The sequence below is a fragment of the Pleomorphovibrio marinus genome, assembly GCF_003347495.1.
Lineage (GTDB): Bacteria > Bacteroidota > Bacteroidia > Cytophagales > Cyclobacteriaceae > Pleomorphovibrio > Pleomorphovibrio marinus.
This window is the reverse complement of record NZ_QCXY01000010.1, coordinates 130506-151066: the sequence shown is the minus strand read 5'-3', so window position 1 is coordinate 151066 and position 20561 is coordinate 130506. Positions and strand designations below refer to the sequence as shown.

9 protein-coding genes are annotated in these 20561 nt (G+C 40.7%); 6 read left to right on the top strand and 3 right to left on the bottom strand.

What is annotated here, in order from left to right; translation table 11 throughout:
• Window positions 1–219: 219 nt before the first annotated feature.
• Together DB520_RS20910 and hemB are read left to right on the top strand one after the other, a co-directional pair.
• Window positions 220–1437, top strand: a complete 1218-nt coding sequence (locus DB520_RS20910) for a porin (RefSeq protein WP_198675406.1) — start codon at window positions 220–222, stop codon at window positions 1435–1437.
• Window positions 1438–1504: 67 nt separating this feature from the next.
• Window positions 1505–2476 (top strand): porphobilinogen synthase, encoded by a 972-nt coding sequence (hemB, locus tag DB520_RS20905; RefSeq protein WP_114751725.1) that lies wholly within the window; start codon window positions 1505–1507, stop codon window positions 2474–2476.
• Window positions 2477–2548: 72 nt separating this feature from the next.
• On the opposite strand, the gene DB520_RS20900 is transcribed toward hemB, so the two are convergent.
• The 3 genes from DB520_RS20900 to dnaK all read right to left on the bottom strand — a co-directional run bounded on the left by DB520_RS20900 (window position 2549) and on the right by dnaK (window position 6147).
• Window positions 2549–3283, bottom strand: coding sequence for a DUF6733 family protein (locus DB520_RS20900; RefSeq protein WP_114751724.1), 735 nt, complete (start codon window positions 3281–3283; stop codon window positions 2549–2551).
• Window positions 3284–3689: 406 nt separating this feature from the next.
• Window positions 3690–4064, bottom strand: a complete 375-nt coding sequence (locus tag DB520_RS20895) for a co-chaperone GroES (protein ID WP_114751723.1) — start codon at window positions 4062–4064, stop codon at window positions 3690–3692.
• A 154-nt stretch (window positions 4065–4218) separates the two neighbouring features.
• Window positions 4219–6147 (bottom strand): molecular chaperone DnaK, encoded by a 1929-nt coding sequence (gene dnaK / locus DB520_RS20890; protein ID WP_114751722.1) that lies wholly within the window; start codon window positions 6145–6147, stop codon window positions 4219–4221.
• Window positions 6148–6358: 211 nt separating this feature from the next.
• Here dnaK and DB520_RS20885 point away from each other — a divergent pair, with 211 nt between their 5' ends.
• The 4 genes from DB520_RS20885 (at window position 6359) to DB520_RS20870 (ending at window position 20490) form a co-directional block, all read left to right on the top strand.
• Window positions 6359–7156, top strand: a complete 798-nt coding sequence (locus DB520_RS20885) for an MOSC domain-containing protein (protein WP_114751721.1) — start codon at window positions 6359–6361, stop codon at window positions 7154–7156.
• 552 nt (window positions 7157–7708) lie between these two features.
• Window positions 7709–12304: a malectin domain-containing carbohydrate-binding protein gene (locus tag DB520_RS20880; protein ID WP_198675405.1), complete on the top strand. Its 4596-nt coding sequence runs from the start codon at window positions 7709–7711 to the stop codon at window positions 12302–12304.
• Window positions 12305–12584: 280 nt separating this feature from the next.
• A complete protein-coding gene (locus DB520_RS20875) occupies window positions 12585–15011 on the top strand; it encodes a right-handed parallel beta-helix repeat-containing protein (RefSeq protein WP_114751719.1) in 2427 nt (808 codons plus the stop codon).
• Window positions 15012–15408: 397 nt separating this feature from the next.
• A complete protein-coding gene (locus DB520_RS20870) occupies window positions 15409–20490 on the top strand; it encodes a malectin domain-containing carbohydrate-binding protein (RefSeq protein WP_114751718.1) in 5082 nt (1693 codons plus the stop codon).
• The last annotated feature ends 71 nt before the right edge of the window (window positions 20491–20561 follow it).

The following is a 20561-nucleotide window of genomic DNA, read 5'->3' as shown; positions in this document are numbered from 1 at the left end:
TATTGTACTTCGGGTATGCCTTTATTTTTTTTATTCCATTGTGAACAAATGACCCTAATGTAGCGCTGCATTTTATAAAATATGCCTTGATGACACACCATTATTTAGTCCCAGAAAAAAATGATTTAACAATAAGGTAACATTGGCGACATCATAGAGCAATATCACTTATGTTCCTTTGCATCGCTGAATTACTACATTTTAATTAAGGTTTTTGTGATGCGAAAACTACTCATTTGGGCTATCCTTGCAGGAGTGATGATGTCCAAAGATTTACAAGGTTCTACCTTGAATGAAGATTTGTTAAGGGAGGATTCCCTAAAGGAGGAAAAGGTTGCCCCAATAAGGAATTGGGCAGACAAGATCCAGCTTAGGGGTTATGCCCAGCTCCGTTATAACCGGCTTTTCGAAACCAACCCCCAACTGCAATGTGCCCAATGTGACCGTTCTTGGGGGGAAGATGGAGGTTTTTTCTTCAGAAGGATAAGAATGATCTTTTATGGCGACATCCATGAGCGTATTTATTTTTACATACAGCCGGATTTTGCATCCGGAGGTGGCAACTATGTCCAGTTAAGAGATGCTTATTTTGACTTAGCCCTAGACCAGAAGCAGGAGTTCAGGTTGAGGATAGGGCAGAGTAAGGTTCCATTTGGGTTTGAAAACCTACAGTCCAGTCAAAACCGAATCCCCTTGGACAGAAATGACGGCTTGAACAGTGCTGTGGCCAACGAACGTGATATTGGTATGATGTTCTATTATGCACCGGCGGAGATAAGGAAAAGGTTCAGGTACCTGGTTTCTTCAGGGTTGAAGGGCTCCGGAGATTATGGGGTATTTGCATTGGGGCTCTTTAATGGTCAAACCGCCAATCAGCCGGAACGGAACAATTCCCTTCACGTGGTGTCCAGATTGACATATCCGCATGAATTCTCGAATGGACAAATCATTGAAGGTTCCTTTCAGGGATATACCGGTAAGTTTGTGATTGATAGGCAAATGAGAACCGATACGGATCAGACCGAGTTCAGGGAATACAGGTATGGGCCTACCTTTGTGCTGTATCCACAACCATTTGGGATCCAAGCTGAATTTAACTGGGGCAGGGGGCCGGAATTTAACCCCGAAACCATGGACGTTGAGGATAAACCCTTGGAAGGAGGATATGTGATGGCCAATTATTTTTTAAGGACAGGTAAGGATGTGTTTATTCCTTTCACCAGGTACCACTACTATAATGGGGGAAAGAAACATGAGTTTGATGCCATGAAGCACAGGGTTAAAGAACTTGAAATTGGACTGGAATGGCAGCCGAATCCCCATTTCGAGCTGGTGGCAATGTACACCATGTCCGACCGGACATTTGAAAATTCCAGAAACCCGGAAAACCGACAAAAAGGCAGTCTTCTTAGGTTGCAGGCCCAAATTAACTTTTAGTAAACTACATTTCTTGGGGGTTTTTGGTAATTTTAGCTCAGGAAACCGAAAAGTTATCAACTGAACCATGCTAAGAAGACCAAGAAGAAACCGTAAGTCAGCTGTAATCCGGGATATGGTGGAAGAAACCCGACTCTCGGTGAAGGATTTTATTTTTCCCCTGTTTTTGATTGACGGGGTAAACCAAAAGGTGGAAGTGGCTTCCATGCCTGGAATCTATAGGTTTTCCACTGATTTGCTCTTAAGGGAAGTGGAAGAATGCCTGAACATGGGAATCAAGGCTTTTGATATCTTCCCCGCTTACCCAGAAAGCAAGAAGGACAAATATGCCACTGAAAGTTATAATCCGGATACATTTTACCTCAAGGCCATTCGGGAGGTGAAGCGCCAATATCCAGAGGCTTGTGTGATGACTGATGTTGCGATGGATCCCTACAGTTCGGATGGCCATGACGGATTGGTCGAGGATGGAAAAATCCTGAATGATGAGACGCTGGCAATCTTGGGGAAAATGACTTTGGCACAAGCCAGTGCCGGAGCCGATATAATCGGTCCATCAGACATGATGGATGGACGGGTGGGATACCTCCGGTCTTTATTGGATGAGAATGGGTTCAAGGAAGTTTCCATTATGTCTTATACCGCCAAATATGCCAGTGCATTTTATAATCCCTTTCGCGACGCGTTGGATTCTGCCCCTAAATCCGGTGACAAGAAAACCTACCAGATGGATCCTGCCAACCTGAAAGAAGCATTGATGGAAGCAGAGTTGGACGTGGGAGAAGGTGCGGATTTCCTTATGGTAAAACCAGCCTTGGCGTATCTGGACGTAATAAAACTTTTAAGGGACAATTTTGACTTACCGATATCTGCCTACAATGTAAGTGGAGAATACAGTATGATTAAAGCCGCAGACGACAAGGGGTGGCTGGATGGGCAGAGGGCCATGTTGGAGAGCCTGCTGGCCATCAAGCGTGCAGGTGCTAATATCATCCTTAGTTATTTTGCAAAGGAATTTGCACTGCTCCAAAAAGCATAGAAAAAGCCGCCAGGAAAAATACCTGGCGGCTTTTTGTTAAGCTAGTAAAACCTAGAATCAAATATTCGTTTTTTAGAAGCTAAAGCCGGTAGTCAGTTTAAAGAAAGAATCGTTTCCTTCTACCAGATCCCCTCCAGCGGAGAATCTTGCAAAAGCACCAGAAGGAGTCGAAAACTGTACATAGGGGCCAAGCCATTGATATACATCTGTAGCTTCAGGAACTTCAGAACCACCGGTGTTGGTCAGTTGCTCATAGTGCAAGCCAAGCGAAAAGAAATCACTGGCCTTCACACCGAAATTTGCCCAGTAGTGTAGATAGGACAATGTCGTACCTCCCGCTGGAGCTTCATCCCTAAGAGGTGCATAGTATCCCAAATAAAACTCCCCTTCCACACTGGTTTTATCCAGGTTGATGGTGATGTTAGGTACGATGCCGTCTCCAAAAATGGGTGGGCCTTCTGTCCCGGAGGATAGCAGGTTGCCACCAAGTACACCGATTTGGGGATTGATATTGAAGCCATCCGCTGGCGAAAAATCAAACCCAGCACCAAACTCTGTCCAGTTTCCCCATCCGCCACCAGTACCACCAGACCAAAGGATACCATAGAAGGTAAATGCAGTGGTTTCTGATAGACTGTACGCACCAGTAAAAAACGGGTAGAACCCGAAGAACTGATCCGAGTTTAAGGTAACATCGAAGCTGAACTTGTCATCGTCCTGTGAAAACGCTGGCATTGTAGCCAACAAAAAAATCATAGAAAAGGCGATTAGCCCTTTTGATAAAGTCGGAATGTTAGAGTGTTTCATAGTTTTTTAAGATTTTGATGTTAATTTCACCTTATTCAAAAACAGAATTTTATTTGTTTTAATGAATAGGCGAATTGATGGATCAAAAATAAACGGAAAATTCGATATATTCAAACATATTGGTAAAAATAGGTTAAAAAAATACCCCAATACCTATTTTTATGAAAAATAATCAAGAAATTTAATATAATATTATTTGACTATGAGGTTCAAATATGAACTAAGAACCCATTATTTATAAATTTTAATTCTATAAAAATGCGTAAAACAAAATTAAAATACAAATATATATAAATTTTAAATTTTTTGATAAAACTAGGTAAGGTTATAAAAAACACCAAGTAACAAAAAAAACCACCATGATGAGTCATGGTGGTTTCAAATAGGACACTTGAGTGATAAAGGCCTACAGGTCTTCTTCCCTTTCAAGCATGAGGACGGCATTTTGAGGAACAATGTAATATTTTTCCCCCTCGTAAATTACTTCATAGGCTCCATTGAGTAGGAATACGGCAAGATCCCCTTCTTTCGCTTGCAATGGGATGTATTTCACGTTTTCAGAATGATCCTTCCAAGGTTCGTCGTCTTCCACGGGAAGAGGGATGGGGTATCCTGGGCCAGCTTTTATGATGTAGCCTTGCTGGACCTTTTCTTTTTCTTGGACCCCTGGAGGAAGATATAAACCACTGGATGTTTTTTGGTCAGGCTTTTTGAGTTTTATCAGGAGCCTGTCACCTACTATTATCACTTTTTTAAGTTTGTTTTCAGAAGTTAGTTGCATAATGTCCCCCTCTTAAATGTAAAATACCCTAAACTAATAATCTGGTCAGAAGTTTTTGCTATCAACCGATTGCTGCCAGCCGACAAAAAAGAACGGCATTTCCATTGTATGGAAACGCCGTTAACTTTATTGTCTAATGTCATGAAGAACACTGTTATTTTTTGTCCTCTTCATTTACTTCTTCGTAATCCACATCCGAGACGCCATCACCAGTGCCTGATTCGCTGGCACCTGATTCTGGACCTGCTCCTCCTGGCTGACCCTCAGCATCTCCTTGGGAGGCACTGTAGATTTCCTGGGAAGCTGCGCCCCAAGCTGTGTTCACTGCTTCTATTCCTGCATCAATTCCAGCTAAATCCTGAGACTGATGAGCTGCCTTCAGTTTATCCAATGCACCGGTAATAGCGGTTTTGTTTCCTTCAGAAAGCTTCTCTCCATACTCCTTAAGTTGCTTTTCAGTTTGGAAGATCAATCCGTCGGCCTGATTTAGTTTGTCTATTTTTTCTTTTTCTGCCTTATCTGTTGCAGCATTGGCTTCCGCCTCCTTCTTCATTCTGTCGATTTCATCCTGGGAAAGTCCGGAAGAAGCTTCTATCTTAATCTTTTGTTCCTTACCTGTACCTTTGTCTTTCGCGGAGACATTCAATATACCATTTGCATCAATATCGAAGGTAACCTCGATTTGGGGTACCCCCCTTGGTGCAGGCGGAATATCGGTCAACTGAAACCTACCTATTGCTCGGTTATCCTTGGCCATGGACCGCTCGCCTTGCAGCACATGTATATCCACGGCTGGCTGGTTGTCTGCGGCGGTACTGAAAACCTCGGATTTTTTGGTGGGTATGGTAGTATTGGACTCAATGAGTTTGGTAAATACCCCTCCCATGGTTTCTATACCTAAGGAAAGTGGCGTCACGTCCAACAGTAGCACGTCTTTTACCTCACCGGTAAGTACACCTCCTTGGATGGCAGCACCTATGGCAACTACTTCGTCAGGATTCACCCCTTTTGAGGGTTTCTTCCCGAAAAACTTTTCCACTTCTTCTTGAATCTTAGGGATTCTTGTAGAACCTCCCACCAAGATCACCTCATCGATATCAGAGGGGGATAGTCCGGCATCGCTCATGGCCTTTTTAACAGGCTCCAGGGATCTCCTGATCAGATCGTCGGAAAGCTGTTCGAACTTCGCCCTGGATAATGTTCTGACCAAGTGCTTTGGTCCAGATTGAGTAGCAGTAATATAAGGTAGGTTGATTTCCGTACTCGAAGAGCTTGAAATTTCGATTTTTGCTTTTTCTGCCGCTTCCTTAAGTCGCTGCAGAGCCATAGGGTCTTTTCTGAGATCAATTTCTTCCTCGGCCTTGAACTCATCGGCGAGCCAGTTGATGATCACCTGGTCAAAGTCATCCCCCCCTAGGTGTACGTCACCATTGGTGGATTTCACTTCAAACACACCGTCTCCAAGTTCCAGTATCGAAATGTCAAATGTACCTCCGCCCAGGTCATAGACGGCGATTTTCATGTCCTGGTTCTTTTTATCCAGTCCATATGCCAATGCAGCAGCTGTAGGCTCGTTGATGATACGTTTTACCTCCAGGCCCGCAATTTGACCCGCCTCTTTTGTGGCTTGTCTTTCGGAGTCATTGAAGTAGGCAGGTACCGTAATTACGGCCTCCGTCACCTCTTGCCCCAGGAAATCCTCAGCGGTCGATTTCATCTTTTGGAGGATCATGGCAGAAATCTCTTGCGGAGTATAAGCCCTGTCCCCGATCTTGATGGTCACCGTGTCATTGGGGCCTTGCTCTACCTTATAAGAAGCATGTTTTTTCTCTTCGGAAATTTCAGAGAATTTTTTCCCCATGAATCTCTTCACGGAAGAAATGGTATTTGCAGGATTGGTGATAGCCTGTCTTTTTGCAGGATCCCCTGCTTTTCTTTCTCCGTTTCCATTATCTAAAAACGCCACAATGGAGGGGGTAGTCCTACGCCCTTCACTATTCTGAATCACTACGGGCTCACTTCCTTCCATTACGGCAACGCAGGAATTGGTCGTACCCAAGTCTATACCAATAATCTTTCCCATAACTAATGTAAATGTATTTTTAGTCTTAAATTATTTACCGATTTTTAAATCAGTAATAGCTTATCAACCAATGTGCCAAGTGGGTCTGGGTCGAAATAAGTGCCAGATTGGCAGAAAATTTGTCAGCATTCAACCTGATCTGACAGCACTCTTTTGAATTAGGCGGTGTTAGATAGTGCAGAAAAAGGTTGCCATTTAGTCAAAAACGCACATGCAAATAAAAGATATATATATCTATCCCATCAAATCATTGGGTGGAATCCGAGTGGAATCGGCCAAGGTGTTGGAGAAGGGGTTTGTTCATGACCGCAGGTGGATGCTTGTGGATAAAAATGGGGATTTTATGACTCAGAGAAAAACTTCCCATATGGTTTTGCTTCAGACCGACCTCACTACGGAAGGGGTGAAGGTTTTTCATAAGCACCATCCTAAGGAATCCATGTTGCTGCCTTTCTCTGCCGAAAAGGCAGATAGAAAGGTAGTAAGGGTATGGGAGGATGAGGTAAATGCCTTCACTTTTGGAGGGGAGGTAAACCAGTGGTTTTCAGAGATGCTAGGTTTGAAATGTGAGTTGGTGCATATGACGGAGCAAACGGATAGAAAGTTTGGTGAAAAATACAGGGATCAAATCGAACAAGTGAGTTTTGCCGATGCCATGCCATTCCTAATCATTGGGCAGTCATCCCTAGATGACTTAAACAGCAGACTTTCTACTCCGGTTGGCATGGAAAGGTTTAGGCCTAATTTGGTTTTTTCCGAGGCAAGCCCATTCTTGGAGGACCATTGGAAGGAGATAAGTATCGGGGGGATAACCTTTAGGGTTACCAAGCCGTGCGCAAGGTGTGTGGTGACAACCGTTGACCCTAGCAATGGGCAGAAGGGTAAGGAACCCCTAAGGACCCTGGCTACTTATAGGAATAATGATAAAAAGGTTCTTTTTGGACAGAATTTAGTAGCTTATGAAAAGGGGGAAGTAAAGGTGGGAGATCGCTTATCAGTTTTGAATTAGGGAATGAATTGGGTCTGAACTTGAAATTATTTTTGTGATTGTAATGATAATGAAAGCATATTTTCTTAGTAAAAATCAATTTTGTGTAATTAATCCACACATTGTGGAGGTTTGCTGAACAGGTACTTGTAAAGATGGAAAAGTGAAGATTCAAACCCTGCATCCTTTTTTTGAATCTTTAACTTTTAAAAGATTTGCTATTCTGACATTTTAAATGCATTTTTAAGTGCTTAAAATACCTAAAAGCACATACAAAACACGTGGTGAAGGTTTTCATGATTTATTCAAGGGACTGGGAATAGCCAAGGGATTGGTTGCTTCCTTGAATATGTGAATTGTGGCACAATCTTTACCAAGGTTGGTGTAGGTTAACTTAATTACCCTAAGAAACCAACTAGTACTTCCTTAAAAATTAACAGCTTAGTTTAAATGGAATGGGTAGTATTCTATCCATCCAGTTCAATCCTTATTCATTTACCGATAATTTATCGGGAGTTGAATTCTATTGCCCTATTTATAACAGTATACCACCAACTAAAATTAAAGTTTTCTATGAAAACAACTTTAACAAAACTCACTTCTTTCTTAATCCTGTTTTTGTTGTTTGCCTATGCCGAGGCAGCAACCTATTATTTCAGTTCCGAAATAGGAGATGATTCGAGGAGTTCAGGACAGGCACAAAATCCAAGTACCCCTTGGAGAAGCATTGATAAGTTAAACAGTATATTTTCTTCCTTAAGGCCTGGCGATCAGGTATTGTTTAGGAGAGGGGACGTCTTTTACGGTTCAATAAACATTAATGCTTCAGGAAATAGTGGCAACCCCATAAAAATTGGGGCCTACGGTTCTGGAAACATGCCAATAATTACTTCGTTTGTAGAATTAAGGGGCTGGAACTCGATTGGAAATGGAAGGTTCGAATCTTCCAGCCAAGTAAATTCAAATCAGGTTAAGGTTGTTTTGATCAACGGTGAACCTCAGGAATTAGGGAGATTTCCCAATAGTAACGCATCCAATGGAGGGTACGTAAGGATAGATTCCCACGGGGGCAATAGTTCTGTTACAGGTAATAGCTTGGGTGCACCTACTAACTTCTCAGGAGGGGACGTGGTGATCCGGAAAAATGATTGGATAACTGACATTCATCGCATCAACTCACACTCTGGCAACACCCTTCATTATGCTTCTGCCTCAGGGGGCAATACTCCTCCTAGGCGGGGATACGGGTTTTTCATCCAGAATCACCTCCAGACTTTGGATAGATTTGGCGAATGGTATTACAACCCTTCACGCAGAAGGATGAATGTGTTTTTTGGATCAAACAACCCCCAAAATTATAAAGTGGAGGTATCTACTTTAGATCACTTGATTAGAAAGGACAACGGATCGAGTTTTGTGTTGATCGAAAACTTGAATTTAAGAGGGTCTAATGATGATTTAGTATTTTTAAGAAGCGGAAGAGGCGTACAGATCAAATCGAGTAAGTTGGAGTTTTCAGGAAATAATGGCATAAATTCCTATAATGTTGAGGATTTGGAAATCAATAATTCGGAAGTAAACTACAGTTATAATAATGGAATTTCACTTCGGCATGGGGATGGGGGAAACAAAATAATTGGCAATAAAGTACACCATACCTATTATGTACCCGGAAGAGGAAAAAACGGGGATTTAAACGGAATGGGGATTTTGGCCATTGGAGATGGCAATCTTGTAGAAAATAATGAGGTTTTGCACACCGGTTTCAACGGGATTTATTTCGGGGGCAACAATACAGTAGTTAAAAATAACTACGTACAGAATTTCTGTTTCGTAAAAGACGACGGTGGTGGGATTTATGCCTATGTCGGAAACAGCAACAGAAACATGACAGGCAGGAAAGTAATTGATAATATAATTTTGGATGGTATTGGGGCAAAAGATGGGGCACCTCCCGGACCTGTAAACGCTAAACCCAAGGCGGAGGGGGTGTTTTTAGATGATAATACCAATGGTGTTGAAGTGATCGGGAACACTATTGCTCGGACAGCAAACAGCGGCGTAAAAATGGCGAACAACAGGAATATTGTCGTCAGGGACAATATTATTTTTGGAGCTGGCTTTCAGGTCTTGGTTGACAATAATTCAAGAGGTGCGGATGTGAGGAACCTTAATGTCACAAATAACACTTTAATATCAGAATTTCCTGACCAAAACACTTACTCAATTACCACTTTGAAAAATGACATTTCAAGCATGGGTAATTTTGATAACAATAGAATTTCTAGGCCTTTGGGGGATGGGCATTCCTTGTTTTACCGCTATGTAGATGGAAATGGGAATACACAATCTAGCCATACCGACCTGAATAATTGGAGAAGCCAATTTGGTAAGGACCGGAGTTCCTCGTTTGCGGATTTTGATATAAAGGGATTTGAGGTAAGATCAATTATAGAAAGAATATTCCGAAACTCGACATTCGACCGAAATATTGATGGGATTAATTGTTCCACTTGTTCTTGGGTATCGGGCGTTCTAAGTGGTGGTAGTTTAAGAGTCAATAGTACAAATGGCAATACCATGGCGATTTCGATGGGTAGGATATCCAAAGAGAAGAATTATTTGGTAAAGTTTAAAGCCAAAGGCAGTAAATCAGGTTCAGTACAGTTATATCTTAGGTATTCACAGTCTCCTTGGCAAACAGTCTCCAAGAGGGTCACTTTTAATTTATCCACCTCGGAAGAGGAATATGAAGCTGTATTTTCTCCCTATGCGGATGTGGATGCTGCTAATTTGATGGTAGATACAGAAGATAATAATTTCACTTATTGGGTGGACGACTTAGAAGTCGCAGAGGCTGATGTGCAATTCACAGACCCGAAGGAAGTCTTCGTTTTTGAATACAACAGAAATGGCAGTAAAAGGAGTATTTCATTGGCAGGGGAATTTATGGATTTATCCAAAAGACAGGTTTCGGGATCCGTTTCATTAGATCCTTTCAAATCCATTGTACTCATTAATAAGTCTGGGGGAAATGTAGAGGAACAGGATCCTTTTTCCATTAAGCTAATCACCCCAAGCACCACTTCTAATCTCGAAGCTGGTGCGAATCTGAGTTTAGAATCAGAGGTTTCTGGAAATGGGGTTCAGAAAGTGGCTTATTACGTAGGCAATGAACTTATTGGAGAATCTCAAAATAGCCCCTATGCCGTCAATTGGCAGGATATCCCATCAGGGAGCCATACTATTTCGGCTCGGCTTTACTCCGGTGGTAATATGGTAAAGACTTCAGAACCAATTTCACTGACCGTCGCAGCGGCACCTGTAGATGATTCAGGGTCTGGATCCTCTTCCGGAGGCTCAGGCGGGGCAGATTTACCTATTTTCGTGAATTTGGGAAATGAATCAAACCAGGTTGCTTATCAAGGCAATCAGTTTACCCCCTTGGGCAGCTCACCTTTGAGTACTAGTGGTCAGAGCTTTAGCAGAAATCCACAAATCAATGGGGAGCCTCTTTTCCAGACCTCAATGTTCGGATCCAATATGAATATTTCCGTAGATGTACCCAACGGAGAATATTTGGTCAGAACCTACCACATTGAAGACTATTTCGGAGCATCAGTTCCTGCTAGCAATGGGCAACGGGTGTTCAACATTGCTATTCAAGGGACAACAGTGAGGTCCGATTTTGATATTTATCGTGAAAATCAAAATAACCCTATAGTATTGGACTTTGAAAAGGTAAGGGTTACGAATGGTAGGCTTTCCATACAATTGACTGCAAGTGCAAACAATGCCAATATTTCTGGAATTGGGATATTTAAAGATGAGGAGGATGTACCTTCTAATAATACACCCCCCAGTGGAGGCACTTTCAGAAAGCATATTAGCGTAGGAGGAACCGATGAGGTGGTTTTTGAGGGAGTGAAGTTTGATGGGGAGGAATCAGGAACCAGGCCGAGGAGTCAATCAACGCTTGCCCGTCATGAATATGCAAGTAACGAACCCATTTTCCAAAAGGAAAGGTTTGGAGTCAGACTTACCTATTCCATAGATGTCCCAAATGGCACCTATACGGTGCAGACGTTCCACAACGAAGTGTTTTTTGGTCGCTCGGGTCCATCTGCTCAGCCAGGCAGGAGGGTGTTTGACATATCTTTAGAAGGTGAATTGGTAAAACCTGCATTTGATATTTTTGTTGAAAATCAAAATAGGGAAACGGTATTGACATTTGAGGATATCCAGGTAAACGACGGTAAATTAGATCTCGATTTAAGGGCAATAGCCAACAATGCCACTATCTCGGGAATTAGCATAGTATCCGATGGAAGTGCTATAGAAAAAAGAGGTTCTTCTAACTTCCCTGGCATATTTATCAATGCTGGAAGTAGAAATGAATCCAGTTTTGGAAACGAATTATTCGAGTCTGATTTTGAGTCGAATTATTTTTCATCGGGATCGCTTCCTGCAAGTAATTTTGTGACAGGTGTCCATGAATTATTCTACACGCACCGGTATGCAAGGCAAATGGGATATGCCATACCTGTTCCAAATGGAAAATACACGGTGATTACTTATCACTGCGAAAGCTATTTTGGTGTGTTGATCGGGGATAGTGGTCCAGGAAGAAGGGTTTTTGATATCATGATCGAAGGGAATAAAGTGGTCTCCAATTTCGACATTTATGCTAAAAACCAAAATAAAGGTGTAGAGCTTCGGTTTGAAAATATTACCGTTAATGACGGTACTCTCAACATTGATTTTTCTGCCTCAGCGAATAATGCATTAATTTCTGGCATCGCCGTATTATCCGAGGACAGTAACAACAACGCTGGAAGTAATTTGAGAGTCTTGGGAGAAGAGTTGGAAGTAACCACTGTGAATTTAGATGCCAATTCAGCTAAACCTAAAAATGAGGGCGTGAGGTTTTATCCCAACCCTGCTAAAGACCAACTATTCATTGAAACTCATAGAGAATTGCCAGAAATGGGAGTTTTGGTCTATACCATGTCGGGCCAGTTAGTACAGAACTTCAACAGGGAAGACATGATCTTTGAAAAAGGGGCCTATTCCCTTTCTCTGGCTAATCTCAAAAGTGGGGTGTATCTCGTGAGGGTCATCTCGAAAGACGGAGTGGTGGAACAGAAGAAAGTAATAGTTTCGCAATAATTTTAACTGCCAAATATCAAAAGCCCAGGGGAATTATCCCTTGGGCATTTTTTTTGTAGTTGCTTTGAAACAGCTGGCAAAATCCCATTCATTTTGCGAAAAATGTTAACACCCACTTCTAATCAATAATAAAGATGCACTTGTTAGGCATCACCAATGCCTTCGAGATTCAGCCTTGGGAGTAAGAGAACCTGAGAAGTTTTGTTGGACAAGGCGAAAGCTAAAATCTATCTACTTGCTTGATTTTGATTTCTGGGACAATTAAATTACTTTGAGATTCATGAAATTTAGGCAACCATTATTTCACAGAATAGTCGCTTTTACCGTTTTTTATTACCTAATATCCAGTTACGGATTTTCCACTACTTATCACTTCTCCCAGAAATCCGGTGACGACAATAGATCAACTAAAGAGGCAACTTCTCCTGAAACCCCATGGCAATCGCTGAAAAAACTCAATGAAATACTACCAAAATTAAGACCTGGGGACTCCTTGTTACTTAAGCGAGAGGAAGTCTTTTTTGGAAAGATGGTTCTCAATGGAGTAGGCTCTATGTCCGACAATATTTATATTGGACCCTATGGCAATGGAGATAAACCAACGGTCTCCGGAATGCAAAAATTGGGTGAATGGGAGGAGCAGGGTAAAAATGTGTATGTTATCCATTTGGATTATTCGATGGATTTACAAATAGTAAGTAACAAGCGTAAACCACTGAGAATGGGAAGGTTTCCCAACGATCAAGATGATACATGGCTGAAAAATATCTCAGAAAATAGTGACTATGTAGCTTCATCTATCTCCCTTGATGATTGGGAGGGGGCAGAGGTCGTAATCAGGAAAAACCAATGGATTATTGATAGGCATTATATTGAAAGCCAAGAAGGGGAAAAACTATTTTTTAAAGATTCAGGAAGATACCCTAGTTCGAAGGGGTATGGTTTTTTCATTCAAAACCATATAAATACGCTTGCTAAAGACGGGGATTGGTATTTTGACAAGGATACCAGAAAATTATATCTATACAGTGAGGGTTATCCGGATGAAATTTGGGCAAGTGTTTTGGATCAATTGGTGGAGAACGGTATTAATGCAAAGTATTTAACCATTGAAGGGATAAAGTTTGAAGGCGCTAATCAATCTCTGATAGCCTTAAAAGGCGCAAGCAATATCACTTTTCAAAATTGTGAAATGAATTTAGCAGGCAAAAATGCTTTTCAAGCCAGTAGTTCTCCGCAAATCCGATTTCTTGACAACCTGGTCAGCAATGCATTTAACAGTGGAGTTTACCTTGTCCAAAACAGTTACAAGGCAGAAATACGAAATAACCGAATTTCAGAGGTCTATCTTTTTGAAGGAATGGGACAAAATGGAGATGGAAACGGCATGGGGATAAATGCAACCTCCGATTTTGGCCTTATCAAGTCAAATATTCTTCAAAATATCGGGTATTCCGGTATCGTGTTCGGTGGTCATGAGACTAAAGTTATGGATAATTATATTGCTGACTATTGCTTGACAAAAAATGATGGAGGGGGGATTTATTCGTATACAGGAGTATCCAATGCAGAATTTAAGGATCGGCAAGTTTCTGGAAACGTCATTCTCAATGGGAGGGGAGACAGGAAAGGAGCTAACCTTGAAGAATCGGTATATCCTCCGCAGGTGGAGGGTATTTATTTGGATGATAATGCATCCGGTGTGTTGGTGAAGAACAATAAGGTGGTGAATGTTCAAAGAAATGCCGTTCATCTTCACAATGCAAGGAATATCCATATCGATAATAACTTTCTCCATGGCGGTATAAAGGTGAGTAATGATGATTTAGGCAGTCAGTTTAGGGGGATTTCGGTGGATGGGAATAAATTCATCGCCTCTACCAATGAATTGCCCATAGTCGAAATCACATCGAATGAACCGATGGACTGGAGAGACAATATTTCATTTTCCAATAATCAATTTGTAAATCCCACTGAGGATAAACTGCCAATTAAAATTGCAATTAAGGAGAATGAAAAAAGCCCGTATTGGGAAATTGATCAATGGCTTTCTTCCGTCCAAAAAGGAGGGGAAGCGATATTTTTCACACGACAAAGAGAGTTGATTGAGGAGGGCTCAGAGGATTTATTGGAGGCTATTATTCGCTCAGGAAATCCCCAAGGTGCTTGCAAAGGGGATGGATGCATGCTCAAAGCGGTCGGTGATGCATCTTTGAAACTGCTTATAAATGACATTGATGCAGGACTTATACGTAATATTGGGAACGTAGAATCTTCAAAATCATATGGCTTAAGAATCACTACCGAGTTAGAAATGCCACTTGCTGTTAGTGCTTATTTTAGAAGGAATGGAGACCCATGGAACCCCATATCGATGCGAAAGCCTTTTCAAGTGGGTGGATCCTCAGAAAATGAAATTCACATTACTCCAATGCAAAGCTTGGAAAATGTTTCTCTAATTATTGACTTTTATTCAGAGGAGGGATTGGAATTTCTTATTTCAGGGATGGAATTCGTGACTTACAATGTACCTGAAAAAAATGGGGAATTACTTATTTTTAGCAATATGGATAAAGAAATCCAAGAATTTAATTTTGAGGGAAAGGAACACCTGGATTTGTTTACAGGAAGTGTGTCAGACCAGCATGAGATTGATTCAATGGATGTGATGATCCTGATTCCTGTAGTATTTTTGGAGGAGGACTAAAGTAGAACTGTCCGATTATTTCCAACTAATCCATAAAGACCAATTTTTTTAATTTTTTTTTTTCAACTGAGAATTTACACTATCAACATTATTATTATTTCAAAAGGCAAAATTTAACCAATCATTGAAAACATTGTGTTTTCGGTGAATTTTTATGGGTTAAATTATTTTCCCTTAAACTTTGAAATTAGAATTTTACCTTCTTTATTAAAAAAAATACCTAATGAATTAGAATATCATTTTGGTATATATGAAAATCAAAAAATATAATTCTTAATTTCAAAATACCAAATTTATCTTTTAAAAGTCAAAAATAAGTGCACAAAATCAGAATTGATCGAAAATTTAAATCAATGGTCATTTATCTTTTTTGAAGGGTGTCGAAACATTTTAAGTTATGGGAAGTAAAGTTTTAAATCTTGGAGGAGTAGTGTTGATGTTTTTTTTAAGTCATCAACTATTAGCGGCTGATTATTATTTCTCTTCTGAATCAGGAGATGACAATAGGAGTTTTGCGCAAGCGCAGAACCCAGCCACGCCGTGGAGAAGCATAGAAAAGCTTAATTCCATATTCAGCTCATTGAGAGCAGGGGATGCAGTTCTTTTCAAAAGAGGGGAAACGTATTATGGTACTATTCAGATTAACAGATCAGGCTCAAATGGAAATCCAATTAGGATTGGAGCCTATGGCACAGGCCATAAACCAAAAATAACCAGTTTTGTAGAGGTAAAAGGATGGAGGTCAATAGGTAATGGGCGGTTTGAATCCCAGAACTCCATCAATAGCCCTGATGTTAAGGTGGTTTTGTTAAATGGAGAGCGGATTGAGATGGGAAGATTTCCAAATCTGGATGCACCGAATAAAGGATACCTTACTATTAGTCAACATTCTGGAAATTCATCTGTTAGCAGTAGCCAATTTAGTTCTTCTCACAATTTCAATGGAGGAGAGGTAGTAATTCGAAAAAATGACTGGATAATTGACATACATCCAATTTCTAGCCACTCTGGTAATACTTTTCATTATTCTGCCTCAGGGGGATATAGCCCTAGGAATGGAAATGGGTTTTTTATTCAAAACCATATTAATACACTGGATTCTTTCGGAGAATGGTTTTACAACAAAAGTTCAAAAAAACTTATAGTATATTTTGGCTCAGCAAATCCAAATAACTATAAGCTGGAAGTAAGTACCAGGGATCATGTTATTACCAAGACCAGTGCATCTAGCCACATTTTAATAGAGGGCGTTTCCTTGGAAGGGGCAAATAATGACATTGCAAACTTTAGTGGTGGTTCGGATGTAAAAATCTCAAGAACCCATTTTAGGTTTGCAGGGAGAAATGGTATTTTCGCTAGTAATGTCCCCAATTTTGTAGTGGATAGCAGTACAGTTGAATTTTCCTATAATACAGGGATTGGATTTAGGTTTAATGAAAGTGGAGTTAAGGTAACGAAAAATATTATAAGAAACACTTACGATATTGCTGGCAGGGGCCAAAATGGTGATTTACAAGGTATGGGCATCATGGCCGTTGGGAATGACAATTTAATTGAAGACAACCATATTTTCAACTCTGGATATAACGGGGTTTATTTTGGAGGAGACAGGACATTGGTTCAATACAATTTTATAGACACATTTTGTTTTGTAAAAGACGATGGTGGGGGGATATATGCATACGTCGGAGACAATAATCAAAACAGGACTGGACGTAAAGTCTTAAATAACATCATCATCAATGGTGTAGGGGCTTTAGATGGTGCTGGTCAGGGTCCTGTAAATGCCAGAGGAAAGGCTGAGGGCATTTTTCTAGATGACAATTCCAATGGCATTGAAGTAAGGGGTAATACTATAGGCTATACACATAACAGTGGGATTAAGATGGCAAATACCCGGAATGTTATCGTGGAGCAAAACACGTTTTTTAGTGCAAACTCCCAGGTTTTGATGGATAACAATGTTCGGGGTACCGACGTACGGAACAATACTATCAGAAACAACATCTTATTTTCTGAAAATCCTGATCAGAATGCCTATAACCTTACATCAAACAAGAATGATATTCAGCATTTTGCCAATTTCGATAACAATTTCTTTTTGAGACCATTAGGGGATCCCTATAGTATCTATTACAGGTATAATAATGGTTCTGAAAACATCCCTTCCTATAATAACCTAAAGGATTGGCAAAATAAATTCGGAAAGGATAGGAATTCAACGAGTTCTGATATTTCCTTAAAAAACTTCAAAGTTGGCAAAACCCAATCAAGCCGATATACAAATTCAGCATTTAATTCCAATATTCAAGGAATAAACTGTAGCAGGTGTTCATGGGACAGCAATGGAATTGATGGTGGAAGTTTACGGGTTAACAGTAGTCAACCCACTACATTTGGAGTTTCCATAGGTTCTGTGGAAAAGGGTAAAGATTATGTGTTTAGGTTCAAGGGAAAATCGGATAAACCAGGAGCTGTACAGGTTTATATGAGGCACGCAGGATCACCTTGGCAAACGCTTTCACCTAGGCTTACTTTTGATTTAACTACCAACACCCAGTCTCACGAGGTGGTTTTCTCTCCGTATGCCACTTCGGCCTCTACCACATTCTTTGTGGTTACCGAACAATCCGGCTTCACCTATTGGATGGATGATTTCGAAATCGCTGAGGCGGAAGTAGAGTTTTTCGATACCTCTAATTTTTTCCTCTTTGAATATAATGCCAGCAGGAACCAAAAAACCATAGCTGTAGCAGGAGATTATGTCGATGTCCGAGGTCAAAAAGTATCCGGTAATGTAACTTTGGCCCCATTTACCTCGGTAGTGCTAATTAACAAAAGCCCCTTAGCTTCTGAACCAGAGGTCTTGCCTGCTCCTGAGGTTACACTTACCACCCCTTCAATCAATCCCCAAATGAATGCTGGGGACGATGTGGAAATTGTTGCCGAAGTAATTGACCATGGAAACCATATAAATAGTGTAAGGGTCTATAATGAGGACAAACTTATTGGAGAGGTCAATGAAGCTCCTTATTTAGTGGTGTGGTCATCAGTTCCCGAGGGAAATCATCAATTAAGAGCAGTGGTCTCCACAAGTCAAGGAGTAACAGTGGAATCCGAAGTAATAAGCTTATTGAGTAAGCTAGTGATCAGCGAGGATGAAAAAATCATTGATGAGATCATTGAGGGTGCGGATAAGAACATATCTTTTAATGCTGGCTCTAACCAGGGAGTGGAATTTCAGGAAGACTTCTTTATTGGAGAAATCCATGATTTCAGAACCTCAAGGGATTGTAGGGTTTCACAGAATAACAATGCAAGTAGCCAAAGACTATTTCAAACAGAAAGGTTTGGGACACAAGTATCCTATGCGATACCTCTTCCTAATGGCAACTACACTGTAATGACCTACCATAACGAATTGTATTTTGGAAAAAATGGGCCTTCTCAAAAAGCTGGGCAAAGGGTCTTTGATATTTCCATTGAAGGAAACGTTGTAAAAAGTAGGTTTGACCTGTTCACTGAAAACCAAAATAGGGAGACAGTATTGAGGTTTGAGAACATCGAGGTGAAAGATGGAATTCTCAATCTGGACATGAGGGCTTTCGCAAATAATGCGACCATTTCTGGATTGATGATACAGCCATATGAACCCGCTGAACAATCAGAGCCAGATACGGATAACACCGATGACCAAGTGGAAGGTTTTGAACATCTTTATAGCTTTAATACTGGTAGTAACAGAACCACGAATTACCAAGAGCAAGATTTCGCAGGAGAAATCCATGATTTTAGGACCTCAAATCAATGCAGGGTTAGTGAGAACAGGCAAGCTAGCAGCGAAATTCTATTTCAAACAGAAAGGTTCGGGACCCGGATTTCCTATGCCATACCTGTGCCTAACGGAACGTATATGGTCAAAACCTATCACAATGAAGTTTATTTTGGGAAAAATGGACCTAGTTCAAAAGCCGGGCAAAGAGTATTCGATATTAGAATAGAGAATACAGACGTGAGGAAGAATCTTGATTTATTTAGGGAGAGCCAAAATCGGGAAACTGTACTTACTTTCAATAAGGTAGAAGTAAATGATGGGGTACTTAATGTAGACCTAATTGCTTCAGTAAACAATGCTACCATCTCTGGCATATCTGTTTTCAAGGAAATTTCCGGAGGAACAAGTGAGCATAAAGTTGTTTTCAATACCGGAAGCAACCAAAAAGTGGACTATCAAAACGTGACTTTTGAAGGCGAGATGAATGCCTACAGAACTTCAACCCAGTGTAGGGTAAGTGCTCATCCAAACGCAAGTTCAGAACCGTTATTTCAAACTGAAAGGTTTGGTACGAGGGTTAATTATGCTATTCCTTTGCCAAACGGTACGTATACGGTCACCACATTACACAATGAACTATATTTTGGAAAGAGTGGTCCAGCTGCCAGATCTGGCCAAAGGGTATTTGACATCCTCTTGGAAGGAATAGCAGTGAAAACGAATTTCGACATGTTTGTTGAAAACCAGAACAGAGAAACAATTCTGAGATTTGAAGATATCGTGGTAACAGATGGCGTATTGAATATAGATTTGAGGGCCAAGGTCAACAATGCTTCAATATCCGGAATAATGATCAGTTCGGAAGGTGGAAATGTTATAGATAAACCAATCGTAAAGGGATTGGAACTTCACATGAACACTGGATTAGCTGAATCCACAAGTTTCAACAATATCGATTTTCAATCCGATCGCCAAGACTGGAGAACCAGTACAAATTGTAATTTCAGCGTAAATAGGACAGCAAGTGCTATAGGCCTCTTTCAATCTGAGAGGTTTGGAACAAGGGTTACCTATCAAATGCCTGTACCTAACGGAGAGTACACTGTAGTGACATACCACAATGAGGTATATTTTGGAAAGCATGGACCAGCAGCCAGGGCTGGCCAGAGGGTCTTCGATATCTATCTTCAAGGGAATTTGGAAAAATCGAATTTCGACATGTTTGTTGAAAATCAAAATAAAGAGACCATGTTGGTATTCGAAAGTGTAAAAGTAACCAATGGTGTAATAAACATTGATTTGAGGGCCAAGGCGAATAACGCTTCCATATCAGGCATCTCTGTTTACACAAAAGGACAAATGCCTAAAGGAGCTAATTTGAGAGGGTATAGGGAGATGAGTGTTTCCACTGATCAACTATTACTGGAAAGTGGCAATGAAATCAATCCTGCGAAAGGTATGAAGCTTTATCCCAACCCGGCCAATCAATATGTCAATTTGGAATTGGAAACTAATTATGAAATAGAGCATATTAGTATTTACGAAATGAATGGACGTTTGGTGGATTATCACCTGGGTCATGAGTTGTATTTCAGTGACAAATTTGAGATTCCGACAGACAACCTAAAAACTGGTGTATATCAGATACAGGTTGTAGGTAGAAATGGAAAGACTGAAAGGGCTAGATTAGTCGTAAAGCACTAGCAATGAATAGCCAAAAAAAAACCATCACTGATTCAGTGATGGTTTTTTTTTGGCTATTTTCTACAATGACC

Excerpts from the sequence above, each read along its gene's own strand:
- DB520_RS20880 (WP_198675405.1), top strand. The coding sequence starts at position 7,709 with ATGAAAACAACTTTAACAAAACTCACTTCTTTCTTAATCCTGTTTTTG.
- hemB (WP_114751725.1), top strand. The coding sequence starts at position 1,505 with ATGCTAAGAAGACCAAGAAGAAACCGTAAGTCAGCTGTAATCCGGGAT.
- DB520_RS20885 (WP_114751721.1), top strand. The coding sequence starts at position 6,359 with ATGCAAATAAAAGATATATATATCTATCCCATCAAATCATTGGGTGGA.
- DB520_RS20910 (WP_198675406.1), top strand. The coding sequence starts at position 220 with ATGCGAAAACTACTCATTTGGGCTATCCTTGCAGGAGTGATGATGTCC.
- DB520_RS20875 (WP_114751719.1), top strand. The coding sequence starts at position 12,585 with ATGAAATTTAGGCAACCATTATTTCACAGAATAGTCGCTTTTACCGTT.
- DB520_RS20895 (WP_114751723.1), bottom strand. The coding sequence starts at position 4,064 with ATGCAACTAACTTCTGAAAACAAACTTAAAAAAGTGATAATAGTAGGT.
- DB520_RS20900 (WP_114751724.1), bottom strand. The coding sequence starts at position 3,283 with ATGAAACACTCTAACATTCCGACTTTATCAAAAGGGCTAATCGCCTTT.
- DB520_RS20870 (WP_114751718.1), top strand. The coding sequence starts at position 15,409 with ATGGGAAGTAAAGTTTTAAATCTTGGAGGAGTAGTGTTGATGTTTTTT.
- dnaK (WP_114751722.1), bottom strand. The coding sequence starts at position 6,147 with ATGGGAAAGATTATTGGTATAGACTTGGGTACGACCAATTCCTGCGTT.